Below are 17,503 nucleotides of genomic sequence, written 5' to 3'. Positions count from 1 at the left end.
GCCATCGCGGACGCGCTGATCGACGGCTTCACCATCGGGACCGGCGCCCTCGACCTGCCGCCCGGCCGGGCCGCCCGGCCGGGCGGGCGGCAGAGGACTCAGCGGGCCGGCGGCCCGGCGGCCAGGTGCCCGATCAGGCGCAGGCGCAGTTCACGCGCCGACTCGTCCCGAGGACGGCTCCGCGTCCAGCCGGCGAGCCGGTCCGCGGCCTCGACGAGCGCCGCCGCGTGGGCCGCTCGCAGGTCGTTGAGCGCGGAGAAGGTCTCCTGATCGGGACCGGCGGGTCCGGTGACCTCACCGGCGAGGTCCGCGAACGCCGACGACCGCTCGGGGTCGTCCTCGGCCCAGTCCCGGATCTCGGCGAGCAGAGCCCGGAGGCCCTCCACCTCGCGGCGCAACCGCAGCGCCGCGTTGTCCCAGTCGGTCTGGGCCAGGACGGCTCTGATCTCGCGGAGCCGGGCGCGCGCGTACTCCGAGTCCACCGCGGGTTCGACGACATCGCGCAGGATCGTCCGCACGCCGGCGATCGTCTCGGCGGGGGTGGGACGCATGTCAGGCTCCTTCCGCGGCCGGCACGGCGGCCAGTACCTGCCGTATCAACGCGTCCGCCGGCGCCGCGGGACGGTCACTTCCGCCGCAGAAGGCGCGGATGCCGGTCAGGGCTATCACGGCGAGGCGGAACATGGACAGCACCTGCCAGAACGCCAGCGCACGCGGGTCGACCTCGATGCCGGTCAGCTCGGTGTAGCGGCGCAGGAAATCGTCCGGTTCCCAGCCCGGCTGGAAGTGCTCACGCCGGTACACCGGTGCGGTGTACCAGCCGAGGTCGTCGACCGGGTCGCCGAGGTGCGCCAGTTCCCAGTCCAGCAGCACGCTGAGCGCCCCGTCGTGGACCAGGACGTTGGCCGGGCGGAAGTCGCCGTGCACCAGCACGGTGCGGGCCGGCGGCTCGGGCAGGTTGTCGCGCAGCCACGCGGCGGCCAGCCGCAGGCCCGGCTGGGGTTCGAGTTCGTGCGCGTCGAGTTCGCGTTCCCACCGGGTCAGTTCGTGCCGGGCCGGGTTCTCGCCCGGATCCTCCAGCTCCTCGCCGATCCCGGTCGCGTCCACGTCCACCCGGTGCAGCTCGGCCAGGACCTCGCACAGCCGTTCGGCCAGCGCGAGCCGGCCCTTATCGCCGAGCCCCAGCGGGTCCGCGTCGCGCAGCACCGCGCGGTGCGCCTCGCCCGGATGCCGTTCCACGATCATGGTCGGGCGCATCAGGCGCTCGCCGGTGTCGTCCAGCCACAGCACGCGCGGGGCCGGGACCGCGGTGGCCGCCAGCCTGCGCAGCAGACGGAACTCCATGTCCCGGCCGGTGTCGACGACCGCGGCGGGCGGGTCCCTGCGCATCAGGAGCCGGTGCCGGGCCCGCTCGCCGCGGTCGTTCCATTCGGCGTCGAACGGCCAGTTCTCCCGGGAACTGCCCGAGCCCGACCGGTGCAGCCCGGTGACGACGGGGGCCGCCGCGTCGCCGAGCGCGTCCCGCAGGAAGCTCTCGAGCGCGGCGGTGATCTCCTCGACGGCGGGTTCGGCGGTGCCGCTCATCGGTCACCGGTCGAGGGCCGCGGCGGGATGGCCTCCTGGTACCGCGGGTAGCCGGGCAGCACCATGTACTCCATCACGCCGTAGCCGGTCCGTCCTTCGTGACGCACCTTGACGAGATGGTCGCTTCCCGCCTTGGCATAGCGGTAGAACTGGCTCCGGTCCGTCAGGTCCCACACTTCGTGCTCGATGCTCTCCTCGCCTTTCCAGTGCCCTTGGAACCAGCCGTTCCAGCCTTCGTAGCCGCCGCCGCGCAGGTGCGCGCGGCCGGGCTGGGCGGTGAGTTCGAACTCGAGCCGCTTGCCGCTGTCGAGGACGAGGGTGAGAAGCCCACCGGCGAGCGTGGCGGCCGGGGCCCCCGCGACCCAGCGCAGGTCATGCTCCACCCCGACGATCATCTCGTCCCCGCCGGAGCCGCCCCGGCGGTGGCAGATCCCCGCGGAAAGGTGCAGAGGGCGCCCCGGCTCGGCCTCGTACAGGTACAGGTGCACGCCGAAATCCGGCAGCTGGAGCGGGCAGAACATCAGCATGCGCCATTCGGGACGCTCGCCGGGGGGCGCTCCCTGAGCGCGGGGGAGCGGGCGCGTGCCCCAGGAGTGGTCGCGCTCGCTCCACCAGGTGGCGGGGTCGAGGTCGAGTTCCCGGCCCGGTGCGGCCAGGGTTCCGCCGGCCCGGCCCACCTGCACGTACCGGATGGCGTCGTAGGTCACCCGCGTGCGGCTCGTCTGGAAGTGCCGTCCCTCCAGGACGGGCTCGAACTCGCTGGTCCAGGTGATGTCGAACGCCACTCCCGACGGGTTCTCGTCCAGGATGAAGCGGAGCTCCTCGAAGGGTTTGACGACCTCCACCCGCAGAGGGCCCACCTGCATCAGGTCGTTGCGCGGGGACAGGGCCCGGGCCAGCCTGAGGTTGTGCTGGCGGCCGTCGGCCGACAGGACCGCGAACGCCTCCTGGACGTCCTGGTTGGGGTACTGGCCCAGTCCGAGGGTGAGCACGGTGTCCGTGGCGGAGGTGTCCTGGATGCTGACCCAGTAGCGCTCGCGCCAGCTCGGGTCGCTGGAGCCGACCATGGCGTGCGGGTAGGCCACCTGGTGGGTGAAGTACTCGTCGGGCGGGCTCAGTCGCACCATGGCCGTCAACCTCGCTTCGCTGGGGCGGGGGCGCTCAGACTCGCCCGGAGCGCCTTCTTGTCGATCTTCTCGCCGGGGAGCGTCGGCAGTGCTTCGGACCGGATGCGCCAGAGCGTGGGTATCTCGAAGTAGGCGAGCGTCCCGGTGAGGAACTCGCGCAGCTCGTCCTCGGTCGGCGCCGTCCCCGGGCGGACGACCAGCACCGCCGCCAGCTCCTCGCCCAGGTCGGGGTGCGGCACCCCGAACACGGCCACCTCGATCACGTCGGGATGCTGCGCCAGCGCGGTCTCGACGTGGGCGCAGGCGATGTTCTCACCGCCGCGGATGACGATGTCCTTGCTGCGGCCGTCGAGGTAGAGGTATCCGTCGTCGTCCAGGTGCCCGATGTCTCCGGTGTGCAGCCAGCCGTCGGCGTCCACCGTGCCGTCGCCTTCGCCGTCCGGGGTGAGGTACCCGAGCATCACCGTCGGGCTGCGGACCAGGATCTCTCCGCCGCCGGTCTCCCCGGGATCGCCGATGCGCACTTCCACCACCGGATAGGGCCGCCCGACGGTGCCGGGACGCTGGGCCAGGTCGCGGTTGCCCGCCACGGTGAGGAAGCCACCCGACTCGCTCATCCCCCAGGTGTTGCCGAGCCCGCGGCGCTGGAGCTGGGGCAGCTTGCGACGCATGCTCTCCAGCAGGCTCGCCGGGACGGGTGCCCCGCCGAGCGGCCAGGAACGCAGGCTCGACAGGTCGCGGGTCTCGAAGTCGGGATGCTCCAGGACGCGGATCGCCATGGTCGGGACTCCGCCGAAGCTCTGCACCCGCTCGGTCTCGATCAGTTCCAGGATCTGGGCGGGGTCGAACCTGCCCTCGTTCAGGACGAGCGTGCCACCGGTGATCAGATTGGTGATCAGGTTGGAGATGCCGCCGATGTGGAACAGCGGGGTGCAGACCAGGGTCACCGGAGGCGGAGCGCTCTCCGGCAGGTCCTTCGGCAGCCGGCCGGAGCGCGACAGCAGGTTGTGCTGGTTGGCGATCACCGAGCGGTGCGAGAGCACCACGCCCTTGGGAGCGCCCGTGCTCCCGGAGGTGAAGATGACCAGCGCCGGCGTGTCCTCCTCGGGGGCGGGCATCGCGGCCAGCAGGCGCTCTAGGTCGGCGGTGGAGGCGTCGTCGGAGGCCGACTCGAAGGCGCCGGCGAGGTCGACCGGCGTGATGGTCGCGGCCGGGAACCGCTCGCCGGGCCCGGGGATGTCGGTGATGACGAGGGCGGGCCGGGTGAGGCCGCAGGCGTGCTCGATCTCGTCCGGGCTCCACCACCGGTTTCCCAGTACCGGCACCGCGCCCGCATACCATGCCGCCCACAGCGCGAGGATCCAGTCGGGGCTGTTGTAGGCGAGGAGCATGACGTGGTCGTCCGGACGGACCCCGCGCCGGGCGAGTTCGGCCGCGGCGAGCTCGACGGCTCCCAGGAACCTGCGGAAGGAGATGCGCCGCCGCCCCTGGACGATGAAGGTCCGGTCCGCCCACCGCGGTGTTCCGGTGAGCATCTCGCCGAGGGACGTCGGCCGAGGGTGCAGCGCCAGTCCCGGATGGCCGGCGTACGTCGTCCGGACGACCTCCGTGCCCCACAGGCCGGCGAGCGCGCGGCCGGCTTGTGCGGGACCGCTCACCGTCCGCTCCAGACGCCGGGCCGCTTCTGCGTGAACGCCTCCACGGCCTCACGCAGGTCCGCGGTGGAGGCGCTGATCGCCTCCAGGTAGAACGCGGTGTCGAAGACCTCGTCGGCCCGGGCCGCCAGCACCTTGTTGAGCGCCCGCTTGGTGAGCTGGACGGCCACGGGCGGGAGCGCGGCCACGCGCTCGGCGAGTTCCAGCGCCAGCGGCCGCACCGCTTCGGCGGACTCGGCCAGCTCGGTGACCAGCCCGAGCCGGTGCGCGTCCTCGGCGAGCAGGGGCTCCCCCCACAGCAGGTGGCGTTTGGCCCGTACCAGCGGCAGGTTGGCCGGCCAGGTCACGCAGCCGCCGTCGCCCGCGACGAGCCCGAGATGGACGTGCGGGTCGGAGATGCGCACGCCCGGCGCCGACACGACGGCGTCGGCGGTGAGGGCCAGGCTGGTCGCCACGCCGAAGACGTGCCCGTGCAGGGCGGCGATCAGGGGCTTGGGAAAATCGGCGAAGGCGCGGAACAGCCGCCGTCCGTCGTCCACCTGGGCCAGCAGCACCTGGAGATCGGCGTTGGCGGCCAGCATCGTCTCGGTGTCACCGCCGGCGGAGAAGTGCTTGCCGGCGGCGGAGAGCACGACCGCACGGATCTCGGTGTCGGCGGCGAGCTCGCCGAGCGCGTCGCCGAGCTCGCCGAACAGCACGTCGTCGAATCTGTTCTGCACATCCGGCCGACACAGCCGCAGTTCGCCCACCGGCCCGTTCCGGATCGGTTCCACCGCCTGGTAGCGCGCCATCGTTGAGAGGCACCCCTCGGTTCGCAGGTTCGTTAGGTGACCATAGCCAGGGCATCTACTCGTGTGTAAGAGCTCGTGCACAAGGCCCTATGGCCAGCATCCACCTTAAACGCTTGTGGCATGGATAGTCTATCCCTAGAGTTTCTCCGCTCCCTCTCGGACGCCCCCCGAAAATGCGATGTCCCCGGCCCGCAGGCGTGGCGGCGGGCCGGGGACAGGGGTCGGTGTCACCTCGTTCGCGCGGGTTTGAGCGGTGCGTCCTCATCGCCGGCGGCCAGCCGGAGGCGGGCGAGCGTGTCGGTGAGCGTGTGCTGTTCGTCGGGGTGGCTACCGGTGAGACCGAACTCGACCTCCCGCAGGGAGGCCGTTGCCTGGGCGAGGAGGGTGCGGCCCTGGGCGGTGATGGTGACCTGGATGGCGCGGCGGTCGGTCGGGTGGGGCGTGCGCTGGATGACGCCCTGCGCCTGGAGGCGGTCGATGGCGAGGGTCGCCGTCGAGGCGTGCACCATGAGGCTGCGGGCGAGCTGGCTGATGAGGCGGGTTCCGGTCTCGGAGAGCTGGAGGGTCATCAGCAGCATGTAGTCGGTGATGTTGAGCTTGTGGGGGCGCAGGGCGGTTTCCGCGGCGTCGACCATGAGGCGGTGGAAGCGCAGCACGGAGCTCATCGCGATGAAGGCCTCTTCGGATTCGCCGAGTCCATGGCGTCGCCAGAAGTGGCGGGCCCAGTCGATGGGGTCGGCCGTCAGGTCGGCGACGGCCGAGGGGCTGGTGGGCGTTGCGGCCCCGTCGTGAGACCGTGCTGCCATCTATTCTCCCGCTCATTGTGTTGTCCCGGCATCTGGTCGGCCTGTCAACAGTCTAGTCCGAGACTGTGCGGCGTTCGGCTGTTTTCGCGGCCGTAGCAGTGTGGTCCTCGTCGCACCAGTCGATAAAACTCACGGTGACCAGGGGGTATGTCGAACCGTTGTTGCGCTCGGAGTGCAGGGCCGACCAGCTCTGGCCCGGTGCTCGGAGGTTGGAGTCCAATGCAGGACGCTAAGAAAGTCTAGTTCATGACTACTTTGGACAGGTTGCCCCGGCGTTAACTCCGCGGGTGTCCTCGGGGTCGGCCCCTCGTCGGATCAGGGGATGCCCGTTCCGCCGTCCACGGGAATCCACATGCCGGTGACGTACCGTGACGCGGGCTGCAAGAGCCACAGAACGGCTTCGGCGATGTCCTCGGGTTCGACGTAGGGGAGGCCGAAGGGGCTTCCGGCCTTGGCCCGTGCGAGGAACCGCTCCTGCGGGGGGTCGCCTTCGCCGTCCGGTACGAACAGGCTCCGCATGGCGGCGTTGTTGAACATGGGCGTATTGGTGTTCCCGGGCAGGACGGCGTTGGCCCGGATGCGGTGGGGGCCGAGCTCGCGCGCCAGGGTGCGTGTCAGGCCTATGAGCCCGTGCTTGCTCGCCACGTAACCGGCCAGGTTGGGCAGTCCCTTGAGGGACGCCCCGGATCCGGTCACCACGATCGCGCCGCCGTCGCCTTGATCGATCATTCGCGGGACGGCGGCCTTGGCCGTGCGCCAGGCGCCGACGAGATTGACGTTGACGACATTGAGGAACGCCTCGTCCTCCATCTCCCAGGCGGGGACGAACGGCTGCCCTATGCCGGCGTTCGCCACCACGAAATCCACCCGCCCGAACGCGTCCAGCCCCGCGTTCAGCGCCGCGACGATCTCGTCCTGATCGCGGGCATCGGCCTTCGAGGCGACGATCTCGCCGCCGGCGCCGCGCACGAGCCGCTCCGTCTCCGCCAGGTCCTCCGCGGTGCCCATGGAGAACGGCACCGTATCGATGTGCGCGCAGATGTCGAAGCCGATGATCCGCGCCCCCTCCCGGGCCAGGCGCAGCGCGTGGGCCCTTCCCTGGCCGCGGGCGATCCCGGATATGAAGGCGACCTTGCCCTCGAGCAGTCCAGACATGGCGGATCCCGTTCAGGGTCGTGCGCCCGGCTCCCGCCGGGCGCTGTGGGCGGGGGCGGCCGCTGTGCGCTCGGCGTGCGCGCGCGGCCGGAGCGCGGTCGGGCGCTCGTCCTCGGCGAGGGCGGTGGACGGCGTCATCGTCGGCTCCTTCCGGGGCGGGACCTGGCCCAGGCGCGTGAGGTATCGATAGTCTAGCATTAGAGTTTCTTGCCGCGTTAAGCGCCGGCCTGAGGACAGAGGGGACCGGATGACCTTCGCAGCCGAATTCGCGGCCGCACGGCCCACCGAGATCGCGGTGCGCGACGCTCGCACCGAGCTGACCTGGGCACAGGTCGACCAGGTGCTGCGGCCCGCGGTCAACGCGCTGCGCGCGCTCGACCTCGGGCCGGCGCGGCGCCTGGCGGTCTTCGCCGAGAACTCGGCCGAGGCGCTGCTCGCCTACGCGGCGGCGACCCTGGCGGGAATCTCCGCGGTCCCGGTGAACTTCCACCTGACGGCGGCGGAGGCGGCCTACATCATGGCCGATTCCGGTGCCCGGGCCGTGCTCGTCGACGGCCGCACGGCGCGGACCGGCCTGCGTGCGGCCCGGGAGGCCGGAATCGCCGCGGTCCTGGGCTGGGGCGGTGCGGGCGAGATGCCGGGAGTGCGGGAGTGGGAGGCCGCCCTGGCGGATGCCGCCGACACCGAGCCCCCGGCCGGCGCGGCGCCGCTCCCCACGCTCGTCTACACCTCGGGCACGACGGGACGGCCCAAGGGCGTCGAACTCCCGCCGACCTCCTTCGCCGGCGGCGCCGACATCACCGAGCACCTGCGGCGCCTGCGCGACGGAAGGCTGACGCGGCACGGGCGGCACCTGATCGTCGGCCCGCTCTACCACAGCGGCCCGCTCTCGGGCATCCGCGCCTTCCTGGGCGGAGCACCGGTCACCGTGCTCGGACGGTTCGACGCCGAGGCGCTCCTGGCGGCCGTCGAGCGCGACCGCATCGGCTCGGCGATCATGGTGCCGACCCACTTCCAGCGCCTGCTCGCCCTCCCCGAGCACGCTCGGGCGCGCTACGACGTCTCGTCGCTGCGGTACGTCCTGCAGGTCGGCGCCAAGTGCCCGGCGGGGGTGAAACGGGCCATGATCGACTGGTGGGGGCCGGTGCTGTGGGAGTCCTATGGGGCCAGCGAGGTCGGGTCCACCTGCGTGATCAGCGCGCAGGAGTGGCTGGAGCGCCCCGGCTCGGTGGGACGGGCCGTCCCGCCCTTCGAGGCCATGGTGCTGGATGAGGAGGGCCGTCCGGTGCCCGCCGGGACGGAGGGACGGCTGTACTTCCGGGACACCACCGGCCACGGCATCGTCTACCACCACGAACGCGGCACCGAGGCGGGCGAGGGGGACGGCGTCTTCACCTTGGGCGAGATCGGTTACCTGGACGAGGAGGGCTATGTCTACATCACCGACAGGTTCTCCGACATGGTCGTCTCCGGCGGGGTCAACATCTATCCGGCCGAGTCCGAGCAGGTTCTGCTCACCCATCCGGCGGTGGCCGAGGTCGCCTGCATCGGAGTGCCCCACGAGGAGATGGGGGAGCAGGTCAAGGCCCTGGTCGTGCCGTCCGCTCCGGCCAGCCCGCCCGCGCCTGGCGAGCTGATCGAGTACTGCCGGGCCCGGCTCGCCCACTACAAGTGCCCGCGCAGCGTGGAGATCGTCGACGGGCTGGGGCGCACCGCGATGGGCAAGGTCAACAAGCGGGCGCTGCGCCGGCCCTACTGGGAGGCCGCGGAGCGCGGGCGTGCGGACGCCGAGATCAGGTAGGCTAAAAACTCTAGTGCTCAATTAAATTCGCGTGTTCATGTGATCGGAGGTTCCGGCGTGCCCGACGTGACACCGGCTCGAGTGCCGGAGATGGACGGCTTCCGCGCCGAGGCCACGGCCTTTCTGGACCGCGCCGCCAGGCCGCGGTCGCGCGCCGCCGCCACGACCTGGGGCGAGGGCGACGATCGAGTGAGCCTGTTCCGCGGCGCCACCCCAGAGGAGGTCAGGGAGGCGGTCGAGTGGCGGCGGCAGGTGTTCGATGCCGGTTTCGGGTGGATCACCGGACCCGTCGAGCTCGGCGGGCGCGGCCTGCCGGCCCGGTACGAGCGGGCTTACCTGGAACTGGAACGCGGTTACGAGACGCCTTCGCGTTCGCCGCTCGGGGTCAGCCTCGGCATGGTCGCCCCGACACTGCAGGAGTTCGGCTCGCGGGAGGCGATCGGGCGGTGGCTGCGAGCGCTGTACCGGGGGGACTCGGTCGGCTGCCAGCTGTTCAGCGAGCCGGGCGCCGGCTCGGATCTGGCCGCCGTCGCCACCCGGGCGGCCCCCAGCGGCTCCGACTGGATCGTCAGCGGGCAGAAGGTGTGGACGTCGGGTGCCCACTACTCCGATGTCGGACTGCTGCTGTGCCGGACCTCACCGGGGCCCCGCCACCGCGACCTCACCGCCTTCATGATCGATATGACCGCGCCCGGGGTGGAGGTGCGGCCGCTGCGGCAGATGACCGGGGGCGCCGACTTCAACGAGGTGTTCCTCGACGGCGCCGTGGTCCCCGACGCGTACCGGCTCGGCGAGGTCGACGGAGGCTGGAAGGTCGCCATGACCACCCTGCTCTACGAGCGGGGCGCGATCGGCGGCTCGGCCGGAGGCGGGGCGGGGCTGTTCCGGATGGAGCGCCTCGTGGCCATGCTGCATCACCTGGGGCGCTCGGAGGATCCGGCGGTGCGGCAGGCCTACGCCCGGGTCCATTCCGGCGTCGCCGCGGCCAAGGCGATGCGTGCCCGCGCGGAGGCCGGGGCCAGGTCCGGCCGGGTGGGCCCCGAGATGTCGCTGTCCAAGCTGGCCCTCACCGAGAACCTGGCCGCCCTGTCACACCTGGTGAGTGTCGCGCTGGGCCCCAAGCTGCTCGCCGACACCGGGGAATGGGGGACCTTCGCGTGGGCGGAGTTCGTCCTCGGTGTTCCCGGGTTCCGGCTGGGCGGCGGCACGGACGAGATCCAGCGCAACATCATCGCCGAGCGTGTTCTCGGCCTCCCCAAGGAACCGGTTTCGCCGGGACCGTCCGCCAACGGATCGGGCGGCTCCAACGGGTCCGCCTGACCGGCCCGCCCCGCGTGCCCGTGGCTTCCACGGGCACGCGGGGCGGCTACCGCGGTCTCGAGCCGGACCCGGAACTCCGTCACTACAGCGCGGACAGCTTCGGCACCCCATCGGTGCGGAGCCGGCTTCCAAGGTCGGCGCGCAGCCGCGCCGCCGAGCCGAGCAACGGCTCCAGCAGGAGGCCCCGGCGCAGGTAGCGATGGAACTCGTGCTCCCAGGTGAAGCCCATTCCGCCCAGTACCTGCTGGCAGTTCGCCGCCGCGGTGCGGACGAATCTCCCGGCGAGGATCTTGGCGAGCCTCGCCGGCTCCACCGGGTCGTCCTCCCAGGAGGCCTCCGCCGCGAGCTCGGCGCACTCCTGCCAGAGCCGCACGTCGGCGAGGGCGTGCTTGACGGCCTGGAAGGCGCCGAGCCTGCGGCCGAACTGCTCGCGCGTGCCGACGTGCTCGACCGCGCCGGCGAGCATGCGCCGTCCGATCGCGATGAGCTCGTAGGCCAGGGCGCGCTGCCCGGCCGCGCGCATCGCGCGCCACCGGGCCAGGGCCTCCGGGCCGTCCAGCACCTGGTCGGGACGCACCCGCGACTCGGTGCGCACGAGCGCCCATCCCGCGCCGGGATCGAGTCCCGCCGCGGGGTCCGCGGTGGCCGCGCCGGTCAGGTCGGTCGTGACGATCACCGGTTCCCCGTCGCGCACCGCCGGCACGACCGCCCTCTCGTCGCCCGTCGCGGCGGCGACGCCGCGGACCAGCAGCGTGCCGCCTTCGAGCCGGCTGGTGGGCTCGGCGGCGGGCAGGTCCGGATAGACCACCCGCGCCGTCTCCTTGATCCCGGCCGCGGCCAGCACCACGTCATCGAGCAGGCTGGTCGCGGTGAGGTGCTCGCCCTGCAGCGTGGCCAGCGTCGAGACGGCCGCGTCGGGATGCTCCGCGAGCAGTTCGTGCCAGCCGAACCCGGCGACCGCCGCCCGCAGCCCGCCCGATCCCGCGTCCGTGACGGCATGGGCCAGGCTCTCGCGCAGCAGCCGCAGGTCCTCGGCGTCCATGGAGCTGTTCATCGGCTCACTCCCTCGGCAGGCCGAGGACGCGCTCGGCGATGATGTTCCGCTGGATCTCGGCGGCGCCGCCGTAGATCGACGACGCGCGCGAGTACAGGTAGTCGTTGCGCCAGTCCCGCGCCGGTCCGGGGCCGCCGAACAGCAGCGTCTCGGGCATGGCCTCCAGCGCGGCATCGAAGATGTACTTCTCGGCGGTCGACATCAGCAGCTTGTCGAACGAGGGGCGCACCCCGAGATCCTCGCCGTCCGACAGCGACCTGAGCGTGCGCCGCGACAGCAGCCGCAGGGCGTGGACGAGTTCGAACGCCTCACCGGCGCGAGCGCCGTCCAGCGCGTCGGCCTCGTTGACCAGGCCGGCCAGGCGCCAGCGCATCCAGGCCTGGCGCTGCCAGGCGGCGACGCCGCGCTCGCAGCCGAGGATGAACATCGCCACGGCCCAGCCGCCGTCGACCTTCCCGATCAGGCGGTCCTTGGGGACGCGCACGCCGTCGAAGAACAGGCTGCAGAAGTCGGCCTCGCCGGTCATCGTGACGAGCGGGCTGACGGTGATGCCGGGGGAGTCCATGTCGACGAAGAGCGCGGTGATCCCGCGGTGCGCCGCCTCCTGCGGCGCGGTGCGGGTGAGCAGGACGCAGCGGTCGGAGTACTGTGCCCAGCTCGTCCAGATCTTCTCGCCGTCGACCCGCCAGTGGTCGCCCTCGTCGACGGCGCGCATGCGCAGGGACCCCAGGTCGCTGCCCGCGCCGGGCTCGGAGAAGCCCTGGCACCATGTCTCGTCCCCGCTCAGCAGCCGGGGCAGGGCGGATGCGGCCAGCTCGGGAGAGGCGAAGCGCGCTATGGCGGGCCCGAGGACCTCCTGGGTGCCGAACGAGAACGGCGGCGGGTAGCCCGCCGCGGCCAGTTCCTCGCTGACCACCCCGCGCAGGATCATCGGGCCGCCGAGCCCGCCGAGCTCGGCCGGCCAGCCGAGCCTGATCCAGCCGGCCTCGTACAGCAGCCGCTGCAGCCGCGACAGCGACGCGAAGACGCCGTCCACGTCGGTGGGCAGCTCGGTGAACGGCGCCAGTTCGGCGGAGTGCTCCGCCAGCCAGCGCCCGAGCCGCTCCCGGACGGCCGGGACCGTCGGTTCCCCGGCCGCCGCGACCGGCGCCGCGCTCATCGGCGGGCCCCCGCCTCGAGGATGTGCACCGCGCAGGCCGAGGCCAGGCCGATGACGTGCGTCAGGCCGACGCGCGCGCCCTCGATCTGCCGGGCGCCCGCCTCGCCGCGCAGCTGCGTGGCGACCTCGAAGATGTTGGCGACACCCGTCGCGCCGAGAGGATGCCCCTTGGACAGCAGGCCGCCGGAGACGTTGACGGGCGTCTTCCCGTCCCGCCACGGGGCGCCGGAGTCGATGAAGTCACCGGCGCCGCCGGGCTCGCACAGCCGCAGGTTGTCGTAGTGGAGGAGCTCCGCGGTGGCGAAGCAGTCGTGCAGTTCGACCAGGTCGAGGTCGTCGGGCCCGATCCCGGCCTTGTCGTAGGCGGCGTCGGCCGCCTGCCGGGTCAGCGTGTTGACATCGGGCTGGACCTGCCCGGACTCGCTCCAGGGGTCGGCGGTCAGCACCGATGCCGAGATCTTGACCGCGCGCCGCCGCACGTCGGGGTCCATGGTGCGCAGCCTGGTGCCCGAGACCAGCACCACCGCGGCCGCGCCGTCGCCGGTCGGGCAGCACATGGGCAGCGTGTTCGGATAGGAGATCATCTCAGCCGAGAGGATCTCCGCCAGGCTGAACTCCTTGCGGTACTGGGCGAGAGGGTTGTGCACGGAGTGCGCATGGTTCTTCTGGGCGACCTTGGCGAACTGGGTGGCGGTGACCCCGTGGGCCAGTGCGTATTCGGTGCCGGCCTGGGCGAACACTCCCGGCATCAGCCCGGTGCCCAGGACGCCTTCGGTCTTGAGCACCGACCCGTAGCGGCCCTTGGGGGAGAAGACCTTCTTCTCGGCGGCGGGCTTGGCGGCACCGCCGATCATCCCCATCTTGCCCATCTTCTCCACCCCGACGGCGAGACCGATGTCGCTCTCGCCCGCGGCTATGGACATCAGCACGACCCGTACGGCGGTCGCGCCGGTGGCGCAGGCGTTGACCACGTTGTAGACGGGGATACCGGTCTGCCCGACCTGCTTCTGCAGGCGCTGGCCGTTGTGGGAGTTGGCCTCGTAGACGTTGCCGAGGGCCAGCACATTGATGTCGGCCATGGTGGTGCCCGCGTCGGCCAGCGCCTCCAGGGTGGCGTCGGCGGCCAGGTCGATCAGGTCCTTGTCGGGGAACCTGCCGAAAGGCGTCATCGCCGCGCCGATCAGCCAGACGTCATCGCCGCTCATCGCGTCCCTCCGTGGTCGTTCTCGGCGCCCCCGCCGGGTGCGCCGTCCAGCGGCCGGTAGCCGAAGGCGATCGCCTCGGTGCCCTCGTCGTCGACCCCTGCGACGAAGGTGTCGAGCACCACCCGCATCCCGGGGGTGACCTGCTCGGGCCGGTCCACCCCGAGGAGGTTGGCCTTCACCACGCCGCCGCCGTCCAGGGCGACGACCGAGGAGACGTACGGGCGCTTGGCGCGGCCCACGAAGGTGAACGCGCGCAGGGTTCCCTCGTTCGCCAGCGACCGGGTGGTGAAGTCCGTGGCGAAGCAGCGGGCGCAGGCGTTGCGCCGGTCGAAGTAGAGCGCTCCGCAACGCGTGCACGCGGCGGAGGTGAGGTGGGGCGGGTCACCGAGCCGGAGGTAGGCGACGACGGGGATCTGATGCGGCATCCTTGCCCGTCCGATCTGTTGGAGTGCGTGGTCAGGAGGGCCCCAGGCCCTCCGCAAAGCGGATAATACTCGACATCTAGATGTTACAGGACTAGAGTTTTTCGTGTTCAGTGACGGCGCGGTGAGGAGTGTTGTGGCGGAAGCATGGATCATCGACGGGGTCCGGACTCCACGCGGTAAGGGCAGGCCCTCCGGTGCCCTGCACGGGGTGCACCCCCAGGAACTGCTCGCCCAGGTGCTCAGGGCGCTGGCGGACCGTGTCGGCTTCGACCCGGCCGATGTGGACGACGTGGTGATCGGCAATGGCGACCAGCGCGACGACCACGGCGACGACATCGGACGCCTCGCGGTGCTGGCCGCCGGCTGGCCGGTGAGCGTCCCCGGTGTCAGCCTCAACCGGTTCTGCGGCTCCGGGCAGCAGGCCGTGACCTTCGCCGCGGCCGGGATCGCCGCGGGCTGGCAGCGCCTGGTGATCGGCGGCGGCGTCGAGTCGATGTCCCGCTACCGGCAACGCATCGGCGGTGGTTCCCTCGATGGCGGCAACCAGGCGTTGCGCGAGCTGTACCCGCTGGTGCCGCAGGGCATCTCCGCCGACCTGATCGCCACCCTCGAGGGCTTCACCCGCGCCGAGGTGGACGCGTTCGCGGTCGGCAGCCAGGAGAAGGCGGCCAAGGCCGTCGCCGAGGGCCGGTTCGACGGCAGCCTCATCCCGGTTCGCGACACGGACGGCGAGGTGCTCCTGGACCGGGACGAGCACCCCCGGCCGCAGACCACCCTGGAGTCGCTGGCCGCGCTGGAACCGTCGTTCGCCCGGATGGGGGCGAAGCCGCGCGATCCGTCGGGACTGTCCTACGACCAGATGTGCGCGCGGGTGTACCCCGAGATCACGGAGATCTCGCACGTCCACCACGCCGGCAATTCCTCCGGGGTCGTCGACGGCGCGGGCGCCCTCGTGCTCGCCTCTCCCGACTACGCGCGCGCGCACGGCCTGCGACCGCGAGCGAAAATCCGTGCCGCGACCGTCGCCGGCGCGGAACCGGTCATCATGCTCACCGCGCCGGTCCCCGCCGCGCGGGCGGTGCTGGACCGGGCCGGCATGGCGGTCGGCGACATCGACCTGTGGGAGATCAACGAGGCGTTCGCGGCCGTCCCGTTGAAGGTCGTGCGCGACCTTGCCATCGATCCGGAGCGGGTGAACGTCAACGGCGGCGCGATCGCGCTGGGCCATCCGATCGGCGGCACCGGACCGATGCTGATGCAGACGGCGCTGGACGAACTGGAGCGCCGCGATCTGAGCACGGCGCTGATCGCGATGTGCACCGGTGGCGGCATGGCCACGGCCACCGTGATCGAACGCATCTGATACGGCCGCGTTCGCCGGGCGGGAGAGACCTCATGGAGACGGAAATGGCACGGCCGATGGCGCCATGGGGCGTCTACACCTCCCACGCCCGGCTGGCGGCGCCCGGAGGCGATCGAGCGGCGCGTGAACTCGAGGAGCTGGGGTTCGGTGCGCTGTGGATCGCCAACTGCCGGGGCAGGCTCGACGCGGTCGAGCCGGCCCTCGCCGCCTCGCGGTCGCTGCAGGTGGGAACCGCGGTCCTCAGCGTGTGGGACCTGGACGCGGATGCCGCGGCGGCGGAGTTCCATCGCTTGGACACCGCCTACCCCGGACGATTCACACTCGGTGCGGGAGTGAGCCACGCACCGCTGGTGGAAGGGGCCGGAGGACGCTACGAGCGGCCCTTCACCAGGATGCGCGCCTTTCTCGACGGCCTCGACGCGCCGCCGGCCCCGGTGCCCGCGGACCGCCGCATGATCGGCGCCAACGGCCCGAAGATGATCACGCTGGCCGGGGAGCGCACCGCAGGGGCCCTGACCTACCTGGTGACGCCGGACCACACGCTCGCGCATCGCGAGCGGCTCGGGCCGGCGCCGATCCTGGTGGCCGAGCAGAAGGTCGTGCTCGACGAGAAGCCGGACTCCGCGCGTGCGACGGCGCGGGCGCACCTGGCCGTCTACCTGACGCTGCCCAACTACGTGAACAACCTGCTGCGCATGGGCTTCGGCGCCGGAGACCTGGCCGGCGGCGGGAGCGACGGGCTGGTCGACGCCCTGGTGGCGTGGGGGTCGCCGGAAGAGGTCGTACGCCGGGCCGGCCTGCACCGTGACGCCGGAGCCGACCAGGTGGCCCTGCACGTCCTCACAGGTCAGGAGGGTCCGCAGCTGGCGGAGTGGCGGCGGCTGGGGCCGGCGCTCGGATAGACCGCCCATGGGCGGCGCCCCAAAAACTCTAGTTGACGATTATTTATCTAGAGACTAATTTCGGGTCACGGGGGCCGAACGTCTCGGCGCGGGCACGGAGAGGAGCCCTCATGTCGAAGGCCAAGGCATGCGCCTGGATCGGCGTGCCGCTGTTCATCGCCGTCGCACTGTTGATCACCGGGCTCAGACCGCGTCCCGAGGTCGCCTTCGACGGCCGCTTCGGGCTCCCGCGCATGCCCGACGAGCCCTACCGGACCGCCGACCACGTCGGGGTCACCATCGCGATGACCCTCGTGGGACTGAGCGGCGTCGTCCTGGGCCTTCGCCGGCTCGCGAAAGAGCGCACGTGGCTGCCCCTGCTCGTCGCGCTGAGCGGCGCCGCCATCTGCATCCCCGAAGTCTTCTTCGACATCATGGGCGGGGTCTACTTCCCCTGGAGCGACACCGAGCCGCTCGGGCACGCCTACACGATCATGGGGCGGGCGATGCCCTGGTGGATCGTCGCCGGCTGGTTCGGCTACGGCGCGTTCGCCTACTTCGAGTACGCGATGCTGTCCAAAGGCCCCACGACGCGTTCACTGTGGCTGCTGTTCGCGGGTGCGGTGGCAGGGGACGTGGTGTTCGAGGAGATCCTGCTCAAGTTCGACACCTATCACTACTACGGCAACCAACCCCTGGTGCTGCTCTGGGAACTGCCGTGGTGGTGGATCGCCTGCAACCCGGCCGGCGTCCTGCTCGGAGCCGCGCTGGCGTACCGGTTCCGGGACCGCCTCCAGGGGTGGGCGGCCCCGGCCATGCTGGTGATCATGCCGATGTCGGTGGCCACCGTGTACGGCGCGACGGCGCTTCCCTCCTGGATCGCGGTGAACGGCGACCTCCCCTGGCCGGTGACGCAGGCGCTCGGGCTGCTGACCTTGGTGCTCGGATTCGCGACCTTCCTGTTGATCGTTCGCCTGGTACTCGACCGGGATCCGTTCGACCTGGACTACGCACCGTCAGAAGGGCGCGACGAGTCCGGAGACGCCCGGACGACGGCGCCGGCGACGGCCGAGGGAAACCCGGAACGTGACCGGCTCGCCGGCTGACGGCCGGTACCTCCGACCCGGTCGGAGCCCGCCGGACCGCGAGCGAACGCCCTGGCCGGCGGCCGATGAGG

The 17,503-nt window shown here is 71.8% G+C and carries 17 protein-coding genes; 5 read left to right on the top strand and 12 right to left on the bottom strand.

Annotation, left to right across the window (positions count from 1 at the left end; translation table 11 throughout):
* Positions 1-98: 98 nt before the first annotated feature.
* From F8568_RS23255 to F8568_RS49760, 8 genes are all read right to left on the bottom strand, one after another.
* Positions 99-551 carry a hypothetical protein gene (locus F8568_RS23255; RefSeq protein WP_151595784.1) on the bottom strand — a complete coding sequence of 151 codons (453 nt, stop codon included), beginning with the start codon at positions 549-551 and terminating at the stop codon, positions 99-101.
* A gap of 1 nt (position 552) precedes the next feature.
* On the bottom strand, positions 553-1,584 hold the full coding sequence (locus tag F8568_RS23250; protein ID WP_151595783.1) for a phosphotransferase family protein: 1,032 nt from the start codon (positions 1,582-1,584) through the stop codon (positions 553-555).
* Positions 1,581-2,711: a hypothetical protein gene (locus F8568_RS23245; protein WP_151595782.1), complete on the bottom strand. Its 1,131-nt coding sequence runs from the start codon at positions 2,709-2,711 to the stop codon at positions 1,581-1,583. The genes F8568_RS23250 and F8568_RS23245 overlap by 4 nt, the downstream gene beginning before the upstream one ends.
* Before the next feature lie 5 nt (positions 2,712-2,716).
* The gene (locus tag F8568_RS23240; protein ID WP_202125254.1) at positions 2,717-4,369 is read right to left on the bottom strand and encodes a class I adenylate-forming enzyme family protein; all 1,653 of its coding nucleotides are present in this window, start codon (positions 4,367-4,369) and stop codon (positions 2,717-2,719) included.
* Positions 4,366-5,157, bottom strand: coding sequence for an enoyl-CoA hydratase/isomerase family protein (locus F8568_RS23235; protein WP_151595781.1), 792 nt, complete (start codon positions 5,155-5,157; stop codon positions 4,366-4,368). The genes F8568_RS23240 and F8568_RS23235 overlap by 4 nt, the downstream gene beginning before the upstream one ends.
* Positions 5,158-5,384: 227 nt before the next feature.
* Positions 5,385-5,963, bottom strand: coding sequence for a MarR family winged helix-turn-helix transcriptional regulator (locus F8568_RS23230; RefSeq protein WP_151595780.1), 579 nt, complete (start codon positions 5,961-5,963; stop codon positions 5,385-5,387).
* Positions 5,964-6,278: 315 nt separating this feature from the next.
* Entirely contained in the window at positions 6,279-7,118 is an 840-nt protein-coding gene (locus F8568_RS23225; protein ID WP_151595779.1) for a mycofactocin-coupled SDR family oxidoreductase, read from the bottom strand.
* Positions 7,119-7,130: 12 nt separating this feature from the next.
* A complete protein-coding gene (locus tag F8568_RS49760) occupies positions 7,131-7,256 on the bottom strand; it encodes a hypothetical protein (RefSeq protein ID WP_268896348.1) in 126 nt (41 codons plus the stop codon).
* 109 nt (positions 7,257-7,365) lie between these two features.
* Here F8568_RS49760 and F8568_RS23220 point away from each other — a divergent pair, with 109 nt between their 5' ends.
* Together F8568_RS23220 and F8568_RS23215 are read left to right on the top strand one after the other, a co-directional pair.
* Entirely contained in the window at positions 7,366-8,919 is a 1,554-nt protein-coding gene (locus tag F8568_RS23220) for an AMP-binding protein (RefSeq protein WP_151595778.1), read from the top strand.
* Positions 8,920-8,976: 57 nt separating this feature from the next.
* Complete coding sequence (locus F8568_RS23215; RefSeq protein ID WP_202125252.1) at positions 8,977-10,239, top strand: acyl-CoA dehydrogenase family protein; 1,263 nt, start codon at positions 8,977-8,979, stop codon at positions 10,237-10,239.
* An 82-nt stretch (positions 10,240-10,321) separates the two neighbouring features.
* Here F8568_RS23215 and F8568_RS23210 read toward each other — a convergent pair whose 3' ends face one another.
* From F8568_RS23210 to F8568_RS23195, 4 genes are read right to left on the bottom strand one after another with little or no spacing between them, the layout of a single operon-like run.
* On the bottom strand, positions 10,322-11,293 hold the full coding sequence (locus tag F8568_RS23210; RefSeq protein WP_202125251.1) for an acyl-CoA dehydrogenase family protein: 972 nt from the start codon (positions 11,291-11,293) through the stop codon (positions 10,322-10,324).
* 4 nt (positions 11,294-11,297) lie between these two features.
* Positions 11,298-12,452, bottom strand: coding sequence for an acyl-CoA dehydrogenase family protein (locus tag F8568_RS23205; RefSeq protein WP_151595777.1), 1,155 nt, complete (start codon positions 12,450-12,452; stop codon positions 11,298-11,300).
* The gene (locus F8568_RS23200; RefSeq protein ID WP_151595776.1) at positions 12,449-13,657 is read right to left on the bottom strand and encodes a thiolase family protein; all 1,209 of its coding nucleotides are present in this window, start codon (positions 13,655-13,657) and stop codon (positions 12,449-12,451) included. The genes F8568_RS23205 and F8568_RS23200 overlap by 4 nt, the downstream gene beginning before the upstream one ends.
* Positions 13,654-14,082: a Zn-ribbon domain-containing OB-fold protein gene (locus F8568_RS23195; RefSeq protein WP_151595775.1), complete on the bottom strand. Its 429-nt coding sequence runs from the start codon at positions 14,080-14,082 to the stop codon at positions 13,654-13,656. The genes F8568_RS23200 and F8568_RS23195 overlap by 4 nt, the downstream gene beginning before the upstream one ends.
* A 133-nt stretch (positions 14,083-14,215) precedes the next feature.
* On the opposite strand from F8568_RS23195, the gene F8568_RS23190 reads away from it, so the two are divergent.
* The 3 genes from F8568_RS23190 to F8568_RS23180 all read left to right on the top strand — a co-directional run bounded on the left by F8568_RS23190 (position 14,216) and on the right by F8568_RS23180 (position 17,432).
* A complete protein-coding gene (locus F8568_RS23190; protein WP_151595774.1) occupies positions 14,216-15,445 on the top strand; it encodes an acetyl-CoA C-acetyltransferase in 1,230 nt (409 codons plus the stop codon).
* Positions 15,446-15,489: 44 nt separating this feature from the next.
* A complete protein-coding gene (locus tag F8568_RS23185) occupies positions 15,490-16,347 on the top strand; it encodes a TIGR03620 family F420-dependent LLM class oxidoreductase (protein ID WP_202125250.1) in 858 nt (285 codons plus the stop codon).
* Between the two features lie 110 nt (positions 16,348-16,457).
* Positions 16,458-17,432 carry a hypothetical protein gene (locus tag F8568_RS23180; RefSeq protein WP_202125249.1) on the top strand — a complete coding sequence of 325 codons (975 nt, stop codon included), beginning with the start codon at positions 16,458-16,460 and terminating at the stop codon, positions 17,430-17,432.
* Positions 17,433-17,503 lie beyond the last annotated feature (71 nt).

Origin of the sequence: Actinomadura physcomitrii (assembly GCF_008923205.2) — a bacterium.
GTDB lineage: Bacteria > Actinomycetota > Actinomycetes > Streptosporangiales > Streptosporangiaceae > Spirillospora > Spirillospora physcomitrii.
Note: the sequence above shows the minus strand (reverse complement) of the source record. Positions and strands in the feature narration are given on the sequence as shown.